Annotated in this window: 19 protein-coding genes and 1 tRNA gene; 19 read left to right on the top strand and 1 reads right to left on the bottom strand. The window is 37.0% G+C overall.

Features of this window, described 5'->3' with window-relative positions; genetic code table 11:
• Positions 1 to 81: 81 nt before the first annotated feature.
• The 15 genes from HZI73_RS19305 (at position 82) to HZI73_RS19235 (ending at position 16,549) form a co-directional block, all read left to right on the top strand.
• Positions 82 to 954: a branched-chain amino acid ABC transporter permease gene (locus HZI73_RS19305; RefSeq protein WP_212695001.1), complete on the top strand. Its 873-nt coding sequence runs from the start codon at positions 82 to 84 to the stop codon at positions 952 to 954.
• Positions 951 to 1,988: a branched-chain amino acid ABC transporter permease gene (locus HZI73_RS19300; protein ID WP_212695000.1), complete on the top strand. Its 1,038-nt coding sequence runs from the start codon at positions 951 to 953 to the stop codon at positions 1,986 to 1,988. The genes HZI73_RS19305 and HZI73_RS19300 overlap by 4 nt, the downstream gene beginning before the upstream one ends.
• A 78-nt stretch (positions 1,989 to 2,066) precedes the next feature.
• Positions 2,067 to 3,206 (top strand): acyl-CoA dehydrogenase family protein, encoded by a 1,140-nt coding sequence (locus HZI73_RS19295; protein WP_212694999.1) that lies wholly within the window; start codon positions 2,067 to 2,069, stop codon positions 3,204 to 3,206.
• A gap of 23 nt (positions 3,207 to 3,229) precedes the next feature.
• Positions 3,230 to 4,021, top strand: a complete 792-nt coding sequence (locus HZI73_RS19290) for an electron transfer flavoprotein subunit beta/FixA family protein (RefSeq protein WP_212694998.1) — start codon at positions 3,230 to 3,232, stop codon at positions 4,019 to 4,021.
• A 14-nt stretch (positions 4,022 to 4,035) separates the two neighbouring features.
• A complete protein-coding gene (locus HZI73_RS19285) occupies positions 4,036 to 5,067 on the top strand; it encodes an electron transfer flavoprotein subunit alpha/FixB family protein (protein WP_212694997.1) in 1,032 nt (343 codons plus the stop codon).
• 40 nt (positions 5,068 to 5,107) lie between these two features.
• Complete coding sequence (locus HZI73_RS19280) at positions 5,108 to 6,250, top strand: acyl-CoA dehydrogenase family protein (protein WP_212694996.1); 1,143 nt, start codon at positions 5,108 to 5,110, stop codon at positions 6,248 to 6,250.
• A 109-nt stretch (positions 6,251 to 6,359) separates the two neighbouring features.
• Positions 6,360 to 7,919 carry an acyl CoA:acetate/3-ketoacid CoA transferase gene (locus tag HZI73_RS19275; protein ID WP_246552214.1) on the top strand — a complete coding sequence of 520 codons (1,560 nt, stop codon included), beginning with the start codon at positions 6,360 to 6,362 and terminating at the stop codon, positions 7,917 to 7,919.
• Positions 7,920 to 8,048: 129 nt separating this feature from the next.
• Complete coding sequence (locus HZI73_RS19270; protein ID WP_212694994.1) at positions 8,049 to 8,312, top strand: YkuS family protein; 264 nt, start codon at positions 8,049 to 8,051, stop codon at positions 8,310 to 8,312.
• A gap of 543 nt (positions 8,313 to 8,855) precedes the next feature.
• Positions 8,856 to 9,782 (top strand): ABC transporter permease, encoded by a 927-nt coding sequence (locus tag HZI73_RS19265; RefSeq protein ID WP_212694993.1) that lies wholly within the window; start codon positions 8,856 to 8,858, stop codon positions 9,780 to 9,782.
• A 3-nt stretch (positions 9,783 to 9,785) separates the two neighbouring features.
• Positions 9,786 to 10,982 (top strand): ABC transporter permease, encoded by a 1,197-nt coding sequence (locus HZI73_RS19260; RefSeq protein WP_212694992.1) that lies wholly within the window; start codon positions 9,786 to 9,788, stop codon positions 10,980 to 10,982.
• A 7-nt stretch (positions 10,983 to 10,989) separates the two neighbouring features.
• Positions 10,990 to 12,009 carry an ABC transporter ATP-binding protein gene (locus tag HZI73_RS19255; RefSeq protein ID WP_330619598.1) on the top strand — a complete coding sequence of 340 codons (1,020 nt, stop codon included), beginning with the start codon at positions 10,990 to 10,992 and terminating at the stop codon, positions 12,007 to 12,009.
• Positions 12,002 to 12,994 (top strand): ABC transporter ATP-binding protein, encoded by a 993-nt coding sequence (locus HZI73_RS19250; protein WP_212694991.1) that lies wholly within the window; start codon positions 12,002 to 12,004, stop codon positions 12,992 to 12,994. The genes HZI73_RS19255 and HZI73_RS19250 overlap by 8 nt, the downstream gene beginning before the upstream one ends.
• 87 nt (positions 12,995 to 13,081) lie before the next feature.
• Positions 13,082 to 14,803, top strand: a complete 1,722-nt coding sequence (locus HZI73_RS19245; protein ID WP_212694990.1) for a peptide ABC transporter substrate-binding protein — start codon at positions 13,082 to 13,084, stop codon at positions 14,801 to 14,803.
• A 242-nt stretch (positions 14,804 to 15,045) separates the two neighbouring features.
• The gene (locus HZI73_RS19240) at positions 15,046 to 15,819 is read left to right on the top strand and encodes a type II toxin-antitoxin system prevent-host-death family antitoxin (RefSeq protein ID WP_212694989.1); all 774 of its coding nucleotides are present in this window, start codon (positions 15,046 to 15,048) and stop codon (positions 15,817 to 15,819) included.
• 115 nt (positions 15,820 to 15,934) lie between these two features.
• Positions 15,935 to 16,549: a TetR/AcrR family transcriptional regulator gene (locus HZI73_RS19235; protein WP_212694988.1), complete on the top strand. Its 615-nt coding sequence runs from the start codon at positions 15,935 to 15,937 to the stop codon at positions 16,547 to 16,549.
• Positions 16,550 to 16,645: 96 nt separating this feature from the next.
• Here the strand turns inward: HZI73_RS19235 and HZI73_RS19230 are convergent, their stop codons facing one another.
• The gene (locus HZI73_RS19230; protein WP_212694987.1) at positions 16,646 to 17,122 is read right to left on the bottom strand and encodes a GNAT family N-acetyltransferase; all 477 of its coding nucleotides are present in this window, start codon (positions 17,120 to 17,122) and stop codon (positions 16,646 to 16,648) included.
• A 387-nt stretch (positions 17,123 to 17,509) separates the two neighbouring features.
• On the opposite strand from HZI73_RS19230, the gene HZI73_RS19225 reads away from it, so the two are divergent.
• From HZI73_RS19225 to selB, 4 genes are all read left to right on the top strand, one after another.
• Positions 17,510 to 17,606: transfer RNA gene (locus HZI73_RS19225), tRNA-Sec, on the top strand.
• 48 nt (positions 17,607 to 17,654) lie between these two features.
• Positions 17,655 to 18,713: a selenide, water dikinase SelD gene (selD, locus tag HZI73_RS19220; RefSeq protein ID WP_212694986.1), complete on the top strand. Its 1,059-nt coding sequence runs from the start codon at positions 17,655 to 17,657 to the stop codon at positions 18,711 to 18,713.
• Between the two features lie 180 nt (positions 18,714 to 18,893).
• The gene (gene selA / locus HZI73_RS19215; protein ID WP_212694985.1) at positions 18,894 to 20,312 is read left to right on the top strand and encodes an L-seryl-tRNA(Sec) selenium transferase; all 1,419 of its coding nucleotides are present in this window, start codon (positions 18,894 to 18,896) and stop codon (positions 20,310 to 20,312) included.
• 142 nt (positions 20,313 to 20,454) lie between these two features.
• Positions 20,455 to 22,332, top strand: a complete 1,878-nt coding sequence (gene selB / locus HZI73_RS19210) for a selenocysteine-specific translation elongation factor (RefSeq protein WP_212694984.1) — start codon at positions 20,455 to 20,457, stop codon at positions 22,330 to 22,332.
• Positions 22,333 to 22,470: the final 138 nt, after the last annotated feature.

Genomic DNA, 22,470 nt, shown 5'->3' with positions numbered 1-22,470 from the left:
AAACACTCACCAGCCATATGGCTGGTGAGGTATTAATAGGGTATCTTGACATAATTTAGCAATACAATAGGAGGAAATATCATGCTAATACAATTGATTGTATCAGGCATATTGTTAGGTGGGATATATGCATTATTAAGTATTGGTTTATCGTTAATGTTAGGTGTGTCAAAGTTTATTAACTTTGCCCATGGTGATTTTGTGATGATCGGTATGTATTTAACCTACTTGTTCTATGCATCATTTAAATTAAACCCTTATATTTCTTGGCCTTTAGTCTTGGTCGGTGGAGCTGTCTTTGGTGTAGTCATATTTACCATCGCTAAACGTGCCATTGGTAAAAGTCCCGTTAATCAAATCTTGTTAACACTTGGGCTATCTATGATCTTACAAAATGTGATTCTCTTAATTTTTAAATCCGATTTTAAAGCTATTCCTTCGGAGTTTTCGAATAGCATCAAAGTAGGTACAGTTTTTGTTTCTGGGGCTCAACTGATTACATTTGGGTTAGCCATTCTTACTACCGTTGGCTTTTTAATTTTTATTAAGAACACAAGGCTTGGAAGAGCCATGAGAGCTGTTGGAGAAGATAGGAATGCCAGTAAACTCATGGGCATCAATGTACCCAAAATTGATCTCATGGTATTTTGCCTTGGAACAGTGATGGCCGCTTTTTCAGGAGCATTATTGATGACCATGTATCCCACATATCCAACAGTTGGTTCTGGCTATAATCTATTGGCTTGGATAACCGTTATCTTGGGTGGATTAGGACACCTTCAAGGGGCATTAATTGCTGCATTGATAATAGGTATAAGCGAAACGTTAACAGGATTTTACTTGGGTGCAGACCTTAGACAATTGGTGTATTTTGTCATATTCATTATCGTATTGGTTGTTTCACCTCAGGGTCTATTTCACAAATTTTCAATAAGGAAGGTGAAGAGACTATGAGAGAATTCATTAAGCGTAAACAAAAAGATTATGTGTTGGTTTTTGGTTTAATAGCTGTATTGGCATTAGGACTTTTTATTGATAATAAGTATCTATTAGATATTTTCATCACCACCATATACTTTTGTGTCATTGCAGGTGCATGGAATATTATGTGCGGTTATGCTGGGCAATTATCCTTAGGACATGTGGTTTTTATGGGGGTTGGGCAATACACATCCACCATACTGTTTGTGAGATTAGGTATTTCACCATGGATTGGTATGTTTGCTGGCACAATCGTTGCCATGATACTAGCATTTTTTGTTGGGTTATTAGCCTTACGGTTAAAATCGTTCTTTTTTTCACTTTCAACTATCGCTTTGGTAACTATTTTTCAAGTGCTTGCCATTAAGCTTGATGGGTTGACTGGTGGTTCAGTGGGTATAAGTATACCTTACGAACCAAGTTTTGTTAATATGATTTTTAAAGAATATAAGCCTTCCCTCATTCTGTTTCTGCTGTTACTACTAGCTGTATTATTAACCACAACTTATATCAGTAAATCAAAATTAGGTGCAAACTTAGTCGCCATGCGAGAAGATGATATGGCTGCCTCATCGCTAGGGGTTAACCTTTTAACCAATAAGATTACCGCATTATGTATCAGTGCATTTTTTACAAGTATCGCAGGTACCTTGTACTCCCAATACACATTATATGTTGACCCTAATGGTTCCTTTAACTTAATTACATCTCAAAAAGCTGCAATATTAACAATTGTTGGTGGGTCAGGTACAATTTTTGGTCCAGTCATAGGCGGCTTGATATTAGGACCAACAGAAATATTTCTAAGAGGTTGGCTTGGTAGTACTTTTCAAGGGGCTTATCTGGTTATTTACGGTATTCTACTTGTTGTTGTTGTATTGGTTATGCCACAAGGTATTGTTGGTGCCATTAAAAATAAAAGAACCAAGAAAGCACGGCATTTGCAAGAAGAAATGCTAAAGGCGGAAGTTAACAAGCAACACAATCATGTGCATAAGAAACTATAAAATACAGTATTTTACATACTAACCATTTAAAAGCTGTTAATGAACAAGGGTTAATGGCTTATCTACAGGAGGATGTTTATGGATTTTAAACTGACCAAAGAACAAGAAATGGTCACACTAGCAGCTAGAAGATTTGCAAAAGAAATATGTGAACCTATAGCAGAAGAAATTGATAGGGAACATCGTTTTCCCAGGGAAACATTTGATCTATTAACCAAGTATGGTTTTGTAGCCATGGGATTTCCTACAGAGTATGGTGGAACAGGTAATGATAAGATTGCGCAGTTAATTGTGGTTCAAGAAATTGCTAAGGTATGTGCAGCGACTTCCTCCATATTATCCATTCACCAAGGGATGGTCAACTGTTTATTGAAATTCGGTAATCCTGAGCAAAAAGATAAATATCTCAGACCACTCTTATGTGATGGTGTGGTTGGGGCGTTTGCTTTAACGGAAGACAATGCAGGTTCAGATGCATCCAATATTCAGACCACAGCTATTGAAGATGGTGATAGCTATATTATCAATGGCACGAAACGCTTTATAACTGGAGCAGGTCAGGCAGGTTTATACATCGTATTGGCTTATACAGAACCTGAAAAGAAAACAAGAGGTATCACAGCGTTCATTGTTGATCCCGAAATAGAAGGTTTTTCAGTGGGTAAAATTGAAAATAAAATGGGTATATGTGCTTCCCATACCGGTGAGTTGGTATTTGAAAATGTTAAAGTTCCCAAAGAGAACATCTTAGGCAAGTACAACCAAGGATTTAAAATTGCACTGACCAGTATCGATGAGGCAAGGGTATTAACAGTTGGTGCCCAAAGTTTAGGTATAGCAGAAGGAGCCTTAGATTTAGCTGTTGAGTATGCTAAAAACAGAGTACAATTTGGAAAACCAGTAGCAAAGCAGCAAGGTCTGCAATGGTATTTAGCAGAAATGGCAACAAAAATAGAAGCGGCTAAATGGATGACGTACTATGCAGCCCAAATGATACAGGAAGGTAAAAGAATAAGCAAAGAGTCAGCCATGGTTAAACTGTTTACATCAGAAACAGCCAGATATGTTGTGGAAAGGGCGTTACAAATACATGGTGGTTATGGCTATATGAAAGATTATGCCATTGAAAGAATGTATCGCGATGTAAAAATCACAGAACTATATGAAGGTACCAACGAAATACAAAAGCTAGTCATAGCAAGAGCAGTCATCAACTAGGACATACGGAGGTGTAAACCAATATGAAGATCATTGTTTGTATTAAACAAGTGCCCAATACCAATGAGGTACGTATTAATAACGAAACAGGGACGTTAATTAGAGATGGTGTAGAAAGTATTATTAATCCAGATGATATGAATGCATTAGAAGAAGCATTAAGGATAAAAGACAGTAGAGATGATGTGCATGTGACAGTAATAACCATGGGACCATCTCAAGCAGATTCAGCATTAAGAGAAGCCTTAGCCATGGGTGTAGATGAAGCTATACTCATTTCAGATAGAGCTTTTGCCGGTTCAGACACTTGGGCTACGGCAACGGTTTTGGCATCAGCCATCAAGAAGATGGATGGATACGATATCATATTCTGTGGCAGACAAGCCATCGATGGAGACACGGCGCAGGTTGGACCAGAAATAGCAGAGTTCTTAGATATTCCACAAATCACCTATGTGAAAGCGTTAAAAGTGGAGGATGATAAAGTCATAGCCACAAGAGCTTATGAAGAAGGAAGTTTTATCATTGCATGTAAAATGCCTGTTTTATTAACAGCTATTAAAGAATTGAATGAACCAAGGTTTATGGATTTAAGACTTATTTATAAAGCCTATAGCCCAGATGCAGATTATAAAATATGGACAGCCGATGATATTGAAGTAGACAGAACACAAATTGGTGTCAAAAATTCACCCACAAAAGTGTACAAAACCTTTGTGCCTGTAAAGGAATTCAACGGAAAGCAGATTACGGGTAATCCAAAAGATGTAGCCGCTAAATGTGTGGAAGAAATTGACCAATTAAATATATTATAGGGAGGTGGCTTAGCATGTCCAATGCCAAAGTTAATCAAATTAAAGATATGACAGATTATCAAGGTGTATGTATTGTTGCACATCAGGAAAAAGGTGTTAACTTACCGATTTCATTTGAATTAATCAACGAGGGCAAAAAACTTGCCGAGAAAACAGCGTCTCATCTACATGTGGTGATCCTAGGTCACACTATTAATGAGGCTGTAGAGGAGTTATCCTATTACGGTGCAGATAAAATATATTATTATGACCATCCATTATTAGATACTTACACAACAGATGCTTACACAAAAGTGATCAGTACCTTTATACAAAATATTAAGCCGGAAATAGTTATTTTTGGAGCATCTTCAATTGGGCGAGACTTTGCACCTAGGGTTGCAGCCCGCGTAGGTACAGGCTTGGTAGCCGATTGTACCCGTTTAGACATTAATGAAGATTGTAAATTCTTACAGACGCGACCTGCATTTGGTGGTAACTTAATGGCAACCATTATATGTCCAAATGATAGACCTCAGATGGCAACCGTGCGACCAGGTGTTATGGAAAAAGCAGAACCAATAGAAGAATCATCAGAAATTATTAAAATAGTACCGGAGTTAACAGAAGAAGATATTATAGCAAAAACCATTGAGATCATCATGGATAAGACCAAAAAAGTATCCTTGACAAATACAGAGATTATCGTTTCAGGTGGTAGAGGTGTTGGCAATGCAGAAGGCTTTTCATTACTTGAAGAGTTAGCAGACGTATTAGGTGGTGTTGTTGGGGCATCACGGGTACCAGTGGATAGTGGATGGATCAGCCATTCAAGACAGATAGGCCAAACGGGACAAACAGTTCGGCCGAAATTATATATTGCTTGTGGGATTTCAGGTGCTATTCAGCATATGACAGGTATGTCAGAGTCTGATTATATTATTGCGATTAACAAAAATCCCAAAGCGCCTATTATGAAACAAGCCCATTTAGCTATTGAAGGTGACTTATATAAGGTCATACCTGAACTGATTCAAGAAATTAAGGTTAAAAAAGGGTTAGCATAAAAGCAGATGGGCGTATCGGCATTTAAAAGGAGTGAATATCATGGCTATTCAATTAACCCCTAAAGAGCAAGGATTATTTGAAGAAGCAAAAGCATTTGCCCTCAAAAACTTGGCACCAATTTCTGCTGATTTTGAAAATGGCAACAAGTTACCCAAGAAAGTATTTGAGCTTTTAAGTCATCATGGCTACTGTGGCCTTTTAATCTCTCAGGAGCTAGGTGGTCAAGGATTGAATTTTTTAGAAAGTGCGCTAATCTATGAGGGACTTGCCCACGGTTGCGGTACCATTGCTTTTATGCTTCAGTTACACAATAATATAACCTATGAAATAGCAACGTATTATGCTACCAGTGAGGCTGTTAATACATTAGTGCCGGATATGGTAACAGGTAAGAAGTTGACAGCTTTTGCATTGACAGAAGAATCATCAGGCTCTGATGCTGCATCGATACAATCCTATGCGGAGCAAAAAGAAGATGGTTATCATATTCATGGTAAAAAGTCATGGATTGCTAATGCCCTTGATGCAGATTATTTTAACGTTATTGTTAAAAAAGAGTCTTCAAATAGAGACATGCTGATGTTACTTGTTGAGAAGGATACTGCAGGTTTTACGATTGGGGAAAATAAGCCAAGAATGGGTGGCAATGGCCTATCATGTTGTGACTTAACATTTCATGATTGTCTTGTACCAAAGGATAGATTACTTTCTGAAAATGGCTTTAAAGAAGCGCTAAGGGCCATTGATGTTGCTCGCATCTTTGTTCCCGCAATTGCTATAGGTATAGCTAGTAGAGCCATTGATATGACAGTAACATACTTAGGTAAAAGGATTGCTTTTAACAAACCAATTATAAGTAATCAAGGTGTAAAGTGGGCATTAGCACAACTTTCTGCTGAAGTTGAAGCAGGAAGATGGCTTGTCTATCATACAGCTTCACTGATGGATAGTGGTGACACAGTTGCCATAAAAGCGGCAATGAATAAACTATTTGCCGTTGATTTAGCCATGAAAGTAACCACCCAGTGTTTGCAGCTGTTTGGAGCCAATGGGTATCATAAACATTCTGCTATTGGCCGTTACATGACCTTTGCAAAATTATTACAAATCATTGATGGCACATCGGAAATACAAAAAATAGTTATTGGAAGAGCTTTAGAACGAAAAGTACGACCTTCATAGAACGAATGAGAATGCGTTCACTAACCAATAAGTCAATATGAAAGGTGGTGGCACAACATTAATCCATGCTTATAAGTAGGTTGATGTTGGATAAAAAATGAGAAAAGTAATGCATAAAACCGAAGCCGCACAAATGATTAAAAATGGTGATGAAGTTGTTTTTAATGGTTTTGGCTCCATGGGCTTTCCAGAAGAGTTATGTGAAGCTGTAGGAACAAGATTCTTGGAAACGGGACAGCCTAGGGATTTAAAATATTTTTTTGGCACAGGGCAAGGGGTATGGGATGAATCCAGAATGATTGAACACATGAGTCATGAAGGTATGGTTAAGAGGGTCATCTCATCTCATTTCACACCTATGATAAAAATCAATCGACAGGCAGCTCTTAACCAAATTGAAGCTTATAATATGCCTTTAGGGATAATATCACATTTATTTCGGGCTGCGTCAGGTAGAAAACCTGGTATCATAACAAAAATAGGATTAAAAACATGTGTTGACCCTCGAAATGGGGGAGGTGCTTTAAATGCATCCTCTAAAGAAAAGCTGGTTCAAGTCATGGAAATAGATGGTGAAGAATACTTGTTCTATAAAGCACCAAAACCTACGGTTGCCATGTTAAGAGGGACAACTGCGGATATAAACGGCAATATTACCATGGAAAAAGAAGCCATTTATGTTGACCCTTTCGCAACAGCTATGGCTGTAAAAGCCAATGGGGGGAAAGTCATTGTACAGGTTGAACGGTTATCCAGTGAAATGGCAGACCTTAGGAAAGTAAAAATTCCTGGTATTATTGTAGATGCTATTGTTGTAGAAAGTGAACAGTATCAAAGTATGATTGAAAAATATAACCCTGCTTATACCGGTGAAATCAGGTTGCTTGATGAGGATGCATGTCATGTATTAGAAAAAGTGAAAGCGCTGAATATAGCAGCGGGTAGAAAAAGACATCGAAATATGTTGCATTCAATCATTGCAAAAAGGGCTTCCATGGAGCTAAAAGATGGTGTTGTTGTTAATCTAGGTATTGGCATTCCTGAATTAGTACCAGAAGCAAGTAAAAAAATGAACGCACCAGATAACATTAAATTAACCGTTGAATCAGGTGTTATAGGCGGTTATCCATCCAATGGCTTAAGCTTTGGAGCAGCGGTTAATGGTGAAGTGCTCCACGACGAAGCTTATCAATTTGACTTCTATGATGGAGGTGGCTTAGACATCACATTTGTAGGAGCTATGCAAGTGGATAAAATTGGTAACGTAAATGTCAGTCGTACAGGTAATAAAATAATCGGTGTTGGTGGTTTCATTAACCTTACACAATCTTCTAAAAAGATTGTATACTGCTTTCCTTTTGCTGGAGGTGGTTTAAAAGGTCAATGTCGTGATCATAAGCTTGAAATACACCAGGAAGGTAAATATCAAAAATTCATTGAGCATGTGGAAGAGATAAGTGCAAGTGGAGAGTTTTCTGTAGAAATTGGACAAGAAGTATTATATATTACAGAGCGCTGTGTCTTTACTTTAACCTCTGAAGGAATCATGATTACAGAAATTGCTCCTGGTATCTCTTTAGAAAAAGATATTATTGAAAAAATGCCTTTTAAACCATTAATCAGTGATAACCTTAAACCAATGGACAGCAGATGTTTTACATGCGAGTAAAATAGCTCATGCTATAGCACCCTTAAAACTTAGGTGAATAAAATCAATAGAAGTGCTAAAACTAAACCTACAAATTGCTATAAGCATATAAGATGAACCGATGGTTTATCAGTTATAGGAGGTATTTTCATGAAACATATTGCTGTAGAAAGAGAATTAACACCCATTAGAGAGTATTTAGAAGAAAAAGGTTACGATGTTGAAACCTTTGAAGGGACAGTAGAAGATGCGTGGGAGCATTATAGTGACATTGAAGCAATTGTCATTACAGGAATGAGTGAAGATATGTTAGGCATTCAAGATACTTTAAGTAAAGCAATTGTAATTGATGCAGATGGTATGACACCTGAAGAGGTAGAAGAACGCATTGAACATGAATCCAATTGGCATTGATGGATATAATGATTCAGATATAAGTTATGAAATTAAAAGGTTTCGCCTAAGAGTTCATCTAGTATAAAATAGATGAACTCATTTTTTTTACATAAATGTATGAAATAAATTTGACAGACAATTATTCATATGGTAGAATATGACTATGCAGTCACATGACTACACAGTCACATACAGTAACAGGTATAACATGTAGAATTAATAAAGTGTAACACCATACTTCCATACTTGTTTGTACAAACAATAGATTGGGATGTTTCTCATACAGGTACTTAATCTTGACATAAGCCCCATATTGTGACTGGGTCTACAACATGCAGCATGTTGAATTGAAGAGATTATGGTATAGAGTAGTAAAGCTAAGGATAAATCTCAGTACCCGCTGAGATTTATCTGTATCTAATTGCTTGTAATCTTGACGATCCATAAAGAAATCAGAAGCTGTATCATCTGGATAAGTTGCTTGAAATTTATTGATAGCTTAGATTGTTCATTCAACAGATCCAGCACATTATTTTATTGATAGTATTGGAGGGAGTTTTAATGAAAGGCTATTTTATAAAACGGATTTTTTCAGCGCTCATTACACTTATTTTAATTTCCACACTGACTTTTGTCATGATGCGCTCTATACCTGGAGGTCCTTTTACAAGCGAAAAGAAAGTACCAGATGAGATTTTAAAAGCACTTAATAAAAAATACAATCTGGACGCACCACTTCATGAGCAGTATTTAGATTACATGAAAGGGCTGGTTACATTTGATTTAGGTCCTTCTTTTCAAAAAAAAGGTATTTCGGTCAACGAGTTACTGGCATCAGGTTTTCCAGCTACAGCTAAAATAGGACTAATAGCAACCATCCTTATTATAGGACTGGGATTACCATTAGGTATTATTTCAGCTTTGAAACAGAACAAACCCGTTGATTACTTGGTCATGTTTATGGCCACCATAGGGGTCACGGTTCCCAATTTTGTCATGGCAACATTGTTAATCTATTTCTTTGCAGGTCAACTTGGATGGTTGCCAACTTTTGGGATTGAATCTTCTCTCGGTTACATTGGACCCTCTTTAGCACTTGCAGGTTATTCTTTATCATTTGTATCCAGACTAACCCGGTCCAGTATGTTGGAAGTCATGCGGCAAGATTACATACGAACAGCTAGAGCGAATGGTATTAGTGAATATAAAGTCATTGCAAAACATGCTGTTAAGAATGCACTTATTCCTGTCGTCACATATGTAGGTCCAATGGTTGCTGCTATACTTACCGGTTCATTTGTTATTGAGAGGATTTTCGCCATACCTGGTATGGGACGTTATTTTGTTGAAAGTGTGGGTAATCGTGATTATACAACGATTATGGGCATGACCATTTTCTATGCAGCTTTCTACATCGTCATGGTACTCATTGTTGATATCGTTTATGGATTGATTGATCCGAGAATAAAGCTTGGAAAGGAGTCGTAAATCATGGCAGATAATCGATTTGTATTTATAAAAAATAAAGATGAAGAAGCTGAAACCACACGACCAAGTCTAACTTATTGGCAAGATGCTTGGAGAAGACTGAAGAAAAACAAATTATCCATGATAGGTTTTGTAACCATTATCTTGATTGTTTTATTTGCTGTAGTAGGCCCATACTTCACCCAGTATAGTTATTCCGATCAAAAAAATGAATATAAGAATTTGCCGCCAATTCTTGAAGTATTCAATATTGGTGAGGATATGAATCTATATCTATCCAAAAATTATAATATGTTTCTCGTTTCGGATAAAGGTTACTTAGTGAGAAGGTTAGAACTGGATAAGAAGAGAAAAGACATCAAGAATAAAATTTATTACTATATGTTGGACGACAACAAAGAGATAAAACTTGATTTTTCTTATAATCTTTTGAAAGATAAGCAAGGGTATGATTATGATTTTACCATTGAATATGAAGGCACCGTTTATACGAAATATTCCCATAAGAAGTTAAATCGAACATACTTATTTGGTACAGATGATTTGGGAAGAGATATGCTAACACGTATTATGTATGGTGCAAGAATCTCATTGCTCATTGGTTTTATAGCTACACTTGTTAACTTTTTAATAGGTGTTGTCTATGGAAGTATATCGGGATTTGAGGGTGGACGTGTGGATAATATTATGATGCGTATTGTGGACATTATTAACTCTATCCCTCTGGTATTATACGTCATTTTGCTGATGGTATTATTTGAGAAAAGTGATGGTTTAGCAAGTATTATTATTGCACTATGCAGTGTGTATTGGGTGGCTATGGCTCGACTTGTTCGTGGTCAGATGTTATCCCTAAAAGAGCAAGAATTTATACTGGCAGCACGGGTAATAGGTGTATCCAAGAGAAAAATCATTCTTAGACACTTAATACCCAATGCATTGGGTCCTATCATTGTTTCCATGACCATGATGATTCCAGCAGCTATTTTTACCGAAGCTTTTTTAAGTTTTATTGGATTAGGCGTTTCTGCACCACAAGCCTCTTGGGGAACCTTAGCAAATAACGCTTTACCTGGATTATTAACATATCCTTATCAATTATTCTTCCCTGCAGCTGCATTAGCCATTACAATGCTTGCATTCAACTTTTTAGGGGATGGATTAAGAGATGCTTTAGATCCTAGATTAAGGAAAGGGTAGGTTGAAGATGATGAACAAAATTCTTGAAGTAAAAAACTTAACCACATCGTTCTTTACACATTTAGGTGAAGTACAGGCGGTACGTGGTAACAGTTTTACGTTAGATAAAGGTGAAATTTTAGGTATTGTTGGCGAGTCAGGTAGTGGAAAGAGTGTAACGGGGCTCTCCATTATGGGGTTAGTTGATCATCCAGGAAGAATCAAGGAAGGTGAGGTTGTTTTTGATGGAGAAGTCATCTCAACCAAAACAAATAGAGAAATGTCAGAACTTAGAGGGAAAGAAATATCCATGATCTTTCAAGACCCTATGACCTCTTTGAATCCTGTTTTTACAATAAAAAATCTCATGGTGGAAGTTATTCGTAAGCACAAAAAAGTCTCTAAACGACAAGCCTTAATGATTGCTATAGAAAAGCTACGACAAGTAGGTATACCAGAACCAGAAAAAAGAATAAACGCATACCCTCATGAGTTTTCAGGAGGTATGCGACAAAGGGCCATGATAGCTACGGCATTATCTTGTGATCCCAAATTGCTAATTGCCGATGAACCAACAACGGCTTTGGATGTAACCATTCAAGCACAGATACTGGATATCATGAAAAAACTCTCAGAAGATATAGATACATCCATTATTATGATTACCCATGACTTAGGTGTTATTGCTGAAACATGTACCAACTTAATCGTTATGTATGGCGGCTTAATCATGGAGAAGGGGACTGTTGAAGAAATCTTTTATTCCCCACAGCATCCCTATACCATTGGTTTACTGGAGTCTGTACCAAGAATGGATGCAAAAGAAAAAGGACGTTTGGTACCTATTCCAGGGTCCCCTCCAGATTTACTTAATCCTCCCAAAGGATGCCCCTTTTCTACAAGATGCCCGAATGTTATGGAGATTTGTAAACAAGCATTAATGCCTACATTTAGGATCAGTGATACCCATACATCAGCCTGTTGGTTATTACATGAAGATGCACCGGATGTAGAAGGATTTGTAAAAGGATGTGATAGCCATGGCTGACATGAGACCACTATTGGAAGTAAAGAATCTAAAAAAATACTTTGTGGCAAAAAACAGTCTATTTCGTAAGAAAAAAACATACCTAAAAGCGGTTGATAATATCTCTTTTGATATAAAAAAGGGGGAGACTTTTGGCTTAGTAGGCGAATCAGGTTGTGGTAAGTCCACCACAGGACGTAGTATTGTCAGGCTGTATGAACCTACAGGGGGCCAAATTATATTTGATGGAAAAGACATTGCCACACTGTCAGAAAAAGACATGCTACCTTATCGCAAAAAAATACAGATGATCTTTCAAGACCCCTATGCTTCGCTGAATTCACGTATGACAGTTGCGGATATTATTGGTGAGGGGATTGATATTCATACGGATTATAAAGGGAAAGCCCGTCAAAACAGAATATTTGAACTGCTTCATGTAGTGGGTTTAAAGAAAGAGCATGCAAGTCGTTATCCCCATGAATTTTCAGGTGGGCAACGTCAGAGAATTGGTATTGCAAGGGCATTAGCCATCGAACCGGACTTGATTATTTGTGATGAGCCTATTTCAGCTCTTGACGTTTCCATTCAAGCACAAGTTGTCAATATGCTCGAAGATCTTCAACATGAATTAGGGTTGACTTATTTGTTTATTGCCCATGATTTATCCATGGTAAAGCATATATCCGATAGAATAGGCGTGATGTACCTTGGGAATATGATGGAGATTACGGAAAGTGATGAATTGTATAATAATCCATTGCATCCGTATACAAAAGCATTATTATCCTCTATACCCATACCCGATCCAAAAGCCAAAAGTACCAATAAAAGAATTATATTAGAAGGAGAAGTTGGCAGTCCTATTAACCCTTCGGCAGGTTGTCGTTTTAGTTCAAGATGCCGTTATTGTAAAGAGATATGCAATGAAGAGACGCCGGAGTTACAAGAAATAAAACCTGGTCATTTTGTAGCTTGCCATCTGGTTGATGACATAAATAAGTAAGGATGTAATACGTTCAATTTTAATGATGATATTTTTTGCCATGTATTCAACGTGGCAACGAATATAAAAAGTAAAAGGAGGAGTTAGATGAAAAAGATATTATCACTGATACTTGTATTAGCTTTGACAATAACTTTATTTACTGCCTGTGGTAAAAAAGAAGATACAGCGAAAGAACAAGATACGAGTACACAACAACAAGACGATAACAATAAACAAGATGAAGGCAAAAAAGAAGAAGGCACACAACAAGATGAGAAAGATAAAGATGAGGCACTTGAAACAAATGAGAATGTTCTATTGTGGAACGTTGGTGCCGACCCTAAAACAATTGATCCTACCTTAAATGCTGCAAACGATGGCGGTAATGTGATTAGCCAAACCTTTGAAGGGTTAACTAGAGAAAAAAGTGGTGAGGTATATCCCGGTATCGCTGAAAGTTGGGATATTTCTGAAGATGGAAAAACAGTCGTTTTCCATTTAAGAGAATCAAAGTGGTCAGATGGTAGTCCACTTACAGCTCATGATTTTGTATATGCTTGGAAAAGAGGTATGGACCCAGCAACAGCATCCGAATATGCTTGGATATGGAAATATACCAATATTGTCGGTGCTTATGAAGCTGTTAATGGTGGATCATTGGACGACGTTGGTGTAGCAGCCAGCGATGACTACACATTAGAAGTTACGTTAAAGAATCCAACAGATTATATTGTAAGTTTATTGTCATTCTATCATTTCATGCCTGTGAAACAATCAGCAGTTGAAGCAGGAGCAGATGGTGCATGGGCGAAAGATCCTACAGAAGTCATATCCAATGGACCTTTTGTATTGACATCCTACAGAATTGGTGATGGCTTAACATTAGTTAAAAATGAGCACTATTGGAATGCCGATGTGGTAAAATTAGACGGTATTGAAGGTAAGTTCATTGATGAAGACGCTACAGCATATCAAGCCTATGAAAATGGTGAGCTGCACTTTATCCCTTCAGTACCTACAGCAGAAGTACCTCGTTTAATTGCCGAAGACCCAAATTTCTATGTATATCCTCTACTTGCAACCTATTATTACAGCTTCAATTTAGACCTTGATATCTGGAAAGATGCTCGGGTTAGAAGAGCCTTGGCTTTAAGTATTGACCGAGAAGTTGTTACAGAAACATTAGCTGCTGGTCAAGTTCCAGCTGCAGGCTTTATACCACCAGGATTAAAAGACTCAGAAGGAAGAGATTTCTTTGAAACGGCTGGTACGTATGGTCTAGCAACAGATAGCAGCAAAATAGAAGAAGCTCAAGCCTTACTTGCAGAAGCAGGGTATCCAAATGGCGAAGGGTTCCCAGAGTTTACCATACTCTATAACACAAGTGATGGGCATCAAACAGTTGCTGAACTGGTTCAAGAAATGTTCAAAACCAACCTAGGTATATCATGTAAAGTTAAGAATCAAGAATGGGCTGTTTTCCAAGAAAATAGGATTCAAGGTAATTTTGAAATAGCTCGAGGGGGCTGGGGAACAGACTTCATGGACCCTATAGGCTTATTAAGTCTCTTTACAAAAGAAAATGAATTAAATGATCCAAACTACGATAACAAAGAATTTGATGAATTACTAACCCAAGCAACGAAGACACAAGGTAAGGAACACTTTGATGCTTTATATAAAGCACAGGAAATATTCATGAATGATATGCCTATCATTCCTGTATATCACTATTCAGACACCATGCTAGCATCTGAGAAAGTTGTTGACTGGGACCGTTCAGTACTGGGTACAGTTGACTTTAGTGAAGCTTATATAGCTGAATAATACAATGTAAATTTTCATAAATATTCCTATTAGAACTGATCATAGATATGCTCCTCTTAAGTAGACTAAAAAATAACAAAAAATGTCTAACTTAAGATGGAGCATACTTTTTTTGATAGTACACAAGAAATGGTCGAAAAAATCTCTACATCCTTAAAAAAGTGTATGGAAAACAAAAAAACATCGTACGATTTTATTGCTCATATCATCTGCATATGCTATGATGATTTAGAGGTGATAAAATGGATAATACAAAAGAAAACAAAGGTTTAACCATTACGGCAACGGAGTTGAAAAAGAATTTAGGACAGTATCTTGATTATGTAACAGAACAAAATGATGTGGTCATCACAAAGAATGGACAGAAAATCGCACGTTTAACCCCTTATGTAACAGATATCGAACAATATTTTGTCATACGAGAAAAAGCAGTGGACTATCAGTATGGCGGAAAAAGAGTATCTTATGAAGAATTTATGGAGATTAATGAAAAAAGCACCCTACGGATGGAATATATTAATGGAGAAATCTATTTATTACCTTCACCGAATATCAACCATCAAGAAATCTTAGGCAGGTTGCATCTTTTATTTAATGCTTTTTTTAAGAACAAAACCTGTCGTGCCTTTCTTGCGCCATTTGATGTGCATTTTAGAAAAAAAGATATAAAGGACCCGGACGTGATGCAACCGGATGTGCTTGTGGCTTGTGATTTACATGAAGAAGGTAATGTAACAGAAAAAGGACGGTATATGGGGACACCTACCCTTGTACTGGAGATATTATCCAACAGTACCCGTTCAAAAGATATGATCGATAAATTGAATACTTACCGCTTATCTAAAGTTGAGGAATACTGGATTGTAGACCCAAGGCAAAAACAAATCATGGTGTATCATTTTAATGAAACAGAGGTAGGTGAGCTGTGTACTTATAAAGTTGGAGAAACCCTAGAATCATGCGTATTTAACGATCTAAAAGTGGACCTTAGCAGGTTGTTTGAAAACCTTGTTTAGACGGATATATTACAAATAAATGACATGATGAAGGCCTCATTGACATGTATAAAGTGCTATGATATGATGTGACTAGATAGTCAGTTGATGCATACATAGATAAGGAGAATCGCCAATGCCAAAAGATACATTTTTTAATCTATCGGATGATAAAAAAAATAGAATACTAAGTATTGTTATTGATGAGTTCGCTTGTAATGATTATAAAAATGTCAGCATATCACGCATTGTAAAAGATGCTTCTATCGCAAAAGGCAGTTTTTATCAGTACTTTGAAGATAAGAAAGACCTCTATCAGTACTTAATCCATAAAATCAGTGAAAAAAAATTAGAATACCTTAGCCGTTATATGGCACAAAGTGACGGTATTGATTTTTTTGAATTTCTTAAGAGTTTATTGATAGCGAGTATTGTGTTTTCTAAAGATAATCCTAAGTTCTCTAAGATTGCAGAACGCTTAATTAAAGGTGATGATGCCATAAAAAAAGATGTTCTTGGTCAAAGTGAACTGGATGGTGTAACATTATATGAATCTTTATTAAAACAGGGCGTTCAAGAAGGTAAACTTAATAAAAACATCGACATACGTATTACAGCAATCATGATTGCATCCATGGGTTCAGCCGTTATAGAATATGTCATGAATCATAATGAAGATGGGGACTATAAGACGTATGTTCCTTATATTGATCAGGTTATTGAAGTTTTAAAAAGGGGTATTCAGGTATAGTAAGTGATAGAAGCGGCGATTAGCCGCTTTTATCATTATCCACTAATCTCTGAAACTATTTTGCTTGATAATTTAGGTTATATAATTATAATCTTATTAGACTTTTTTTTCATATAAGAAAACCATATGATTAGCTTTTTCTCCAACTTTTATATATCCTGCTTTTGTATAAAGATGCTGATTTCTAACACTATAAAATGGTGTACCTAATGTCCATTTATTTTTTTCAGGAAACAATGATGCCATCATTAATAATGTCTTATAGCCATAGCCCTTACCTTGATGTTCTGGATGAATACAGAAATCATTGAGTTCTATAGTGCGTTCATCTGCTATGCGTAACCAAAAACATCCTACTATATCTGTGTTATGTATAAGTTTATAATAATGGAAGTTTCTTATGAGACTTTCAGTTTCAGTTACATCATTGTACCATTCTTTAATATACCAATCAGGACCTTCACCATCCACTTGCCATGGACCGAACCTTCTTTTTTCATCCCTATAAGCTGCTGTTTTTATGCGAGTTAAAATAACACTATCTTTTAATTGCGCTTTTTCAATGATAATCATAGGTTTACCTCCATTGTACGTGATATCAAAACTAGCTTTGTGTTTATAAGATAGCATATGATTATAGTCATGACAAAGGCTGAATGATTAACTCATATACCCATACAACGTAAGACATTCCATATACTATATTTTACTTCAAAATTCAAAGATTTACTTGTCTATTTGGTATTTGATTGATATCATATAATCATAAGTTATGAAATTTATATTATTTACTTTTTTACATAAACCTAAATCAATCCTTATATTAGAAACTGTCCATTGTTTCTAGTGTAAGGATATTTTATTTATACAACATACAGCATACGTACTATTATACTGTGTGAAGAAGTTAGTAGTATACAAATACAATGAAATCGGGTATAATAAAAAACAGCAATTTATGGGATAGAATGGGTTCTGGTGGATCCAAGAGACTTCAAATCTTTTTTCGGGTGGTAAGACCGTCCGAGGTAGGTTCGATTCCTACTCTTTCCCGCCATTAATAGGAATACGCGAAGTTTTTTTCGTTACTCAGGAGGTGGACGCGATGGTTGATCAAGATAGAATTCGTTTAACACAAATGTCATCAAAAGCTGGCTGAGCAAGCAAATTAAGTCCACAGGACTTGGCGCAAGTTTTGCGTCATTTAAAGAAAAAAGAAAATAAAATTGATCCCAATCTTATTGTAGGATTAGATACATCAGATGATGCTGGTGTTTATAAAATTCGAGAGGATTATGCCTTAATTCAAACATTAGATTTCTTTACACCGATTGTTGATGATCCCTATTTATTTGGGCAGATAGCAGCAACCAATGCGTTAAGTGACGTGTATGCTATGGGTGGTAAACCTTTGACCGCTATGAACATTGCCTGTTTTGCTACATGCTTGGAGTCCGATGTCTTAGCAGATATACTTAGAGGCGGTGCTGATAAAATTGTTGAAGCAGAAGCTGTCTTAGTTGGTGGACATACCGTAACGGATAAAGAAGTAAAGTACGGTTTATCAGTAACGGGTTATGTACATCCTGACAAAGTACTTGCCAATGCGGGCGCACAAGTGGGTGATGTACTTGTGTTGACGAAACCCATAGGAACAGGTATCTTAACCACGGCTCTTAAAAAAGGTATGATTACAGAAAAAGAGCTGGAGCCTGCTATTACAAGTATGTGTACCCTTAACAAAGGAGCAGCAATAGCCATGGAAAGGGTTGGCGTTCATGGATGTACGGATGTAACAGGTTTTGGTATTCTTGGACATAGCTATGAGTTGGCTAGTGGGAGTCATGTACAGTTAACACTGCGTTCAGAATCCATTCCACTATTTGATGGTACTCTTGCATTAATTGAACAAGCCGCAGTACCAGGTGGGGCAAGGTCCAATGAAAAACATTTTGGCAAGTGGGCGCAGATGGCTAATGTATCACGTAACATGCAAACAGCATTATATGATCCTCAAACATCTGGCGGATTATTAATTGCTGTAGCAGCCCATAAAGCAGAACAGCTTGTCAACGAATTAAAAAATGAAAAATGTCTGTGTGCCAATGTGATTGGAGAAGTTACCACGAAAGCAGAAGGTGACACATACATTAAGGTGATATAGACATGTAAGGATGCCTACATCCAATGTTATGAATAAGTTGCCATCCATTTGATTTTATTAACACTATAAGAGGGATATTTATCCCTCTTTTTTGATTTTATAGTAAAGTCCTTGAATATAGCATATAAGATGTTTTCCTATGATTAGCATATACTGGGATGATAACAAGGAGGTAAATGGATGCAACATTTACTCAGACATATTCCATCTGTACACGATGTTCTTGAACAGAAAACCATACAACATCTGTTGGAGAGTCAAGGCAGGAATCATATAAAAGCCTTAATTTTACAAGGCATAGAAATCTTTCGACATAAAGTATTCAGCAGTGAATTAGATACGTTTCACTATCAGTCGAAAGACCAAGTCATGGCAAGGATTGTTGCCTATGTCTTAGACATACAACAGCAAACGGAGAAAAAAGGATTAAGAAGAATCATCAATGGGACTGGCGTTCTCTTGCATACAAATATGGGTCGAGCTCCGTTAGGTAAGATAGCACTTGATGAGATGGTTGAGGTTGCTGGAGGTTATAGTAACCTTGAGTATAATCTAGAAGAAGGTAAGCGAGGGTCACGTTATGATTATGTTGAAACCTTATTAACGGATTTAACAGGAGCAGAAAGTGCTATGGTGGTCAATAATAATGCTGCTGCTGTATTTATAGCATTGAATACCTTAGCTTCAAACCAAGAAGTCATCATTTCTCGATCGGAACAAGTAGAAATAGGTGGGAGCTTTCGTATACCTGATATCATTAACAGAAGTGGTGCCCGTATGGTTGAAGTAGGTACCACCAATAAGACGTATATCCATGATTATGAAAAAGCCATCACAGAAGAAACAGCTGTTTTACTAAAAGTTCATAAGAGTAATTACCGTATTGAAGGATTCACTGCAGATGTGGATGGACATGCTATTGGTGCATTAGCCCATGCAAAAGAGCTCATTGCTATGGAAGATTTGGGTAGTGGTTGTCTTGTGGATTTAAGACAGTATGGCTTACCCTATGAACCAACGGTTACAGAATGTGTTAAACAAGGTATGGATGTCATTACTTTTAGTGGTGACAAGTTATTAGGGGGACCTCAAGGCGGCATCATCGTAGGCAAAAAAAAGTGGATTGACCAGATAAGGAAAAACCCCCTAACACGTATGGTAAGAATCGATAAATTATCCCTTATTGCCCTAGAGCAAGTATTACAATGCTATAGGAACGAGACCATAAATGAACATTTACCCATTATGAAGATGTTATGTCGGGATATGCAGCAATTAGAAGAAGAAGCCAATAAGTTAATGAAAAGGTTAAAGGATAATTTACATGATCATATACAAATATCCATCATTCAAGAAGAAAATAGTGTGGGCGGTGGCGCATTACCTGAAGCTAAGAAAGAATCCATAGCACTTGCCATCAGTAGTCCATATATAGGTGCGGTTGCTTTACAAAAGGCCTTGCGAAAATATACAATACCCATTATCGTAAGAATAAAGGATGAACATCTTGAGTTGAGCATGCGTACGCTGTTTAACCAAGATCATGATGTGATTGTTCAAGGGCTTTGTGATATTATTAACAAGATAGATAAAACGTAAGGAGCTGTTCCATAAAAAGCAATTTTGTTGCCTACGATATTGACGTTATTTTGCTTTTATGAGACAGCCCCAATTATAGGATTGTCAGGTATATAACCGTATAAGTTGCGATGTCACTTCATCATATGAAAGGTAAAATAAAATGGAACACTTAATTATCGGTACGGCTGGTCATGTGGATCATGGAAAAACAGAATTGGTAAAAGCGTTGACGGGTCATGATACAGACCGGCTGAAAGAAGAAAAAACAAGAGGTATGACCATTGAACTTGGGTTTGCACCTTTTTATATTGGAGACCAATTAGTATCCATCGTCGATGTACCCGGACATGAAAAGTTGGTTAAGACCATGGTTTCAGGTGCAAGTGGTATGGACATGGCACTTCTCATCGTGGCAGCCAATGAAGGCATTATGCCTCAAACCATTGAACACATGCATATCATTACGTTGTTGCATATACCTTGTCTCATGGTAGTCATCACAAAGATTGATCTGGTAGATGAGGAAAAAATAGCGCAAGTAAGTGAGGATATCCGAACTTTCTTAGAAAAAACGCCCTATGCAGCAGCTACTATTTGTCCCGTTTCATCTACTCAGGAACAAGGTATGCATACATTAACCTGTCACATTCAAGAACAGGCAGAGAGGCTGGATAAAACCCATAAAGACAGCCTATTTCGTATGCCCATTGACCGGGTATTTACCATAAAAGGTCATGGAACAGTGATTACCGGAACCATTGCAGGGGGACAGATTAGAAAAGATGATACCGTCACCATCTTACCTAGCCGATTACGTACCAAAGTACGAAGTCTGCAAGTACATGGTGAAACCCGAGATAGGGCAAAGGCAGGTCAACGATGTGCCATTAATTTACACAAGATTGAGAAATCCATGGTTCATAGAGGACAGGTGTTGGCTAAGCCAGATGATATAGAACCAACAAAGTATATGGATGTCATGTTACAAGCTTTGCAAGGCAATCGAATCAAACATAATCAACGAGTAAGGCTGCACATAGGTACCAGTGAGGTGTTTGGAAAAGTTCAATTGTATCATCAAAATGATGTAGAAAACGATAGGACCTATGCTAGAATCCGACTAGAAAAGCATGTTGTAGCTGTTCATGGTGATTACTATATTCTTCGGTCCGTAACGCCCGTGATCACCATTGGTGGAGGAAAAGTATTGTTACCACATCCTTCATTGAAGTGTTCAAAAGAGCAGATGGTACAACTGTTATACCGATTAGATGAGCAAAACTACCAGGAAGCACTTGACCAGATTTTAGACATTCAAAGAGAAGTACATACCGTTGCTTCACTATACGGTATGTTAAGAATATCCAGGCAAATCATATGGAAAGCTTTAGATACATTAGTAAAAAGGGAAAAGGCCATAAAACTGGGACAAGAGGGTTATATCAGCCAAAAGGTATTACATGAGGATATCCAACATGCATACGCATATTTGACCTCATACTATGAACGTTATCCTTATCGCATCTACACGGATAAAGAAAGCCTTAGAGCACAATGTTTTCCCAAGCTATCCATACAAGGTTATGAAGCCATAATGAAGCACATGATGGGGGAACAGACATTGGAGTTAGAAGGTCATCTTCTTGTATATCATAAAGTAAAGCGTATCCAGCAGATTGCTAAGTTAGATGGTGTTCAACACATGGAAGAACTTATTAAAGGGGAAGCATTAAAAGGTTTACAAGTATCAACACTTAACATGAAAACCATTGATGATATGGACGATATACTCCATTTCTTAGTAGCAACACTAAGGATTCGAGAGGTGACATCAGGTACGTATATTCATGAAACACATTATAAAGTTTTTGTTAACAAGGTGAGATCATTTATTGAACACCACAAAAAAATATCGGTTGCAGAAGCGCGTGATATCTTAGGCATAGGAAGAAAGCAAACCATAATTTTACTAGAATATCTGGATGCACAAGGTATGACGAAGAGGATCGATAATCACCGTATTTGGATGGATATATAGATAAAAAATGTGTGTGTTTTATAGACAGATGTCTGAAAATAAGACAATAAAATGAGCTTCATAATACGACCATAATATGTTGTGCTACTTTATTTAATAAAACAATAGGATTAAATACCATAATAAAAATAGCAAAAC

Origin of the sequence: Vallitalea pronyensis, from assembly GCF_018141445.1 — a bacterium.
Classification (GTDB): domain Bacteria; phylum Bacillota; class Clostridia; order Lachnospirales; family Vallitaleaceae; genus Vallitalea; species Vallitalea pronyensis.
Note: the sequence above shows the minus strand (reverse complement) of the source record. Positions and strands in the feature narration are given on the sequence as shown.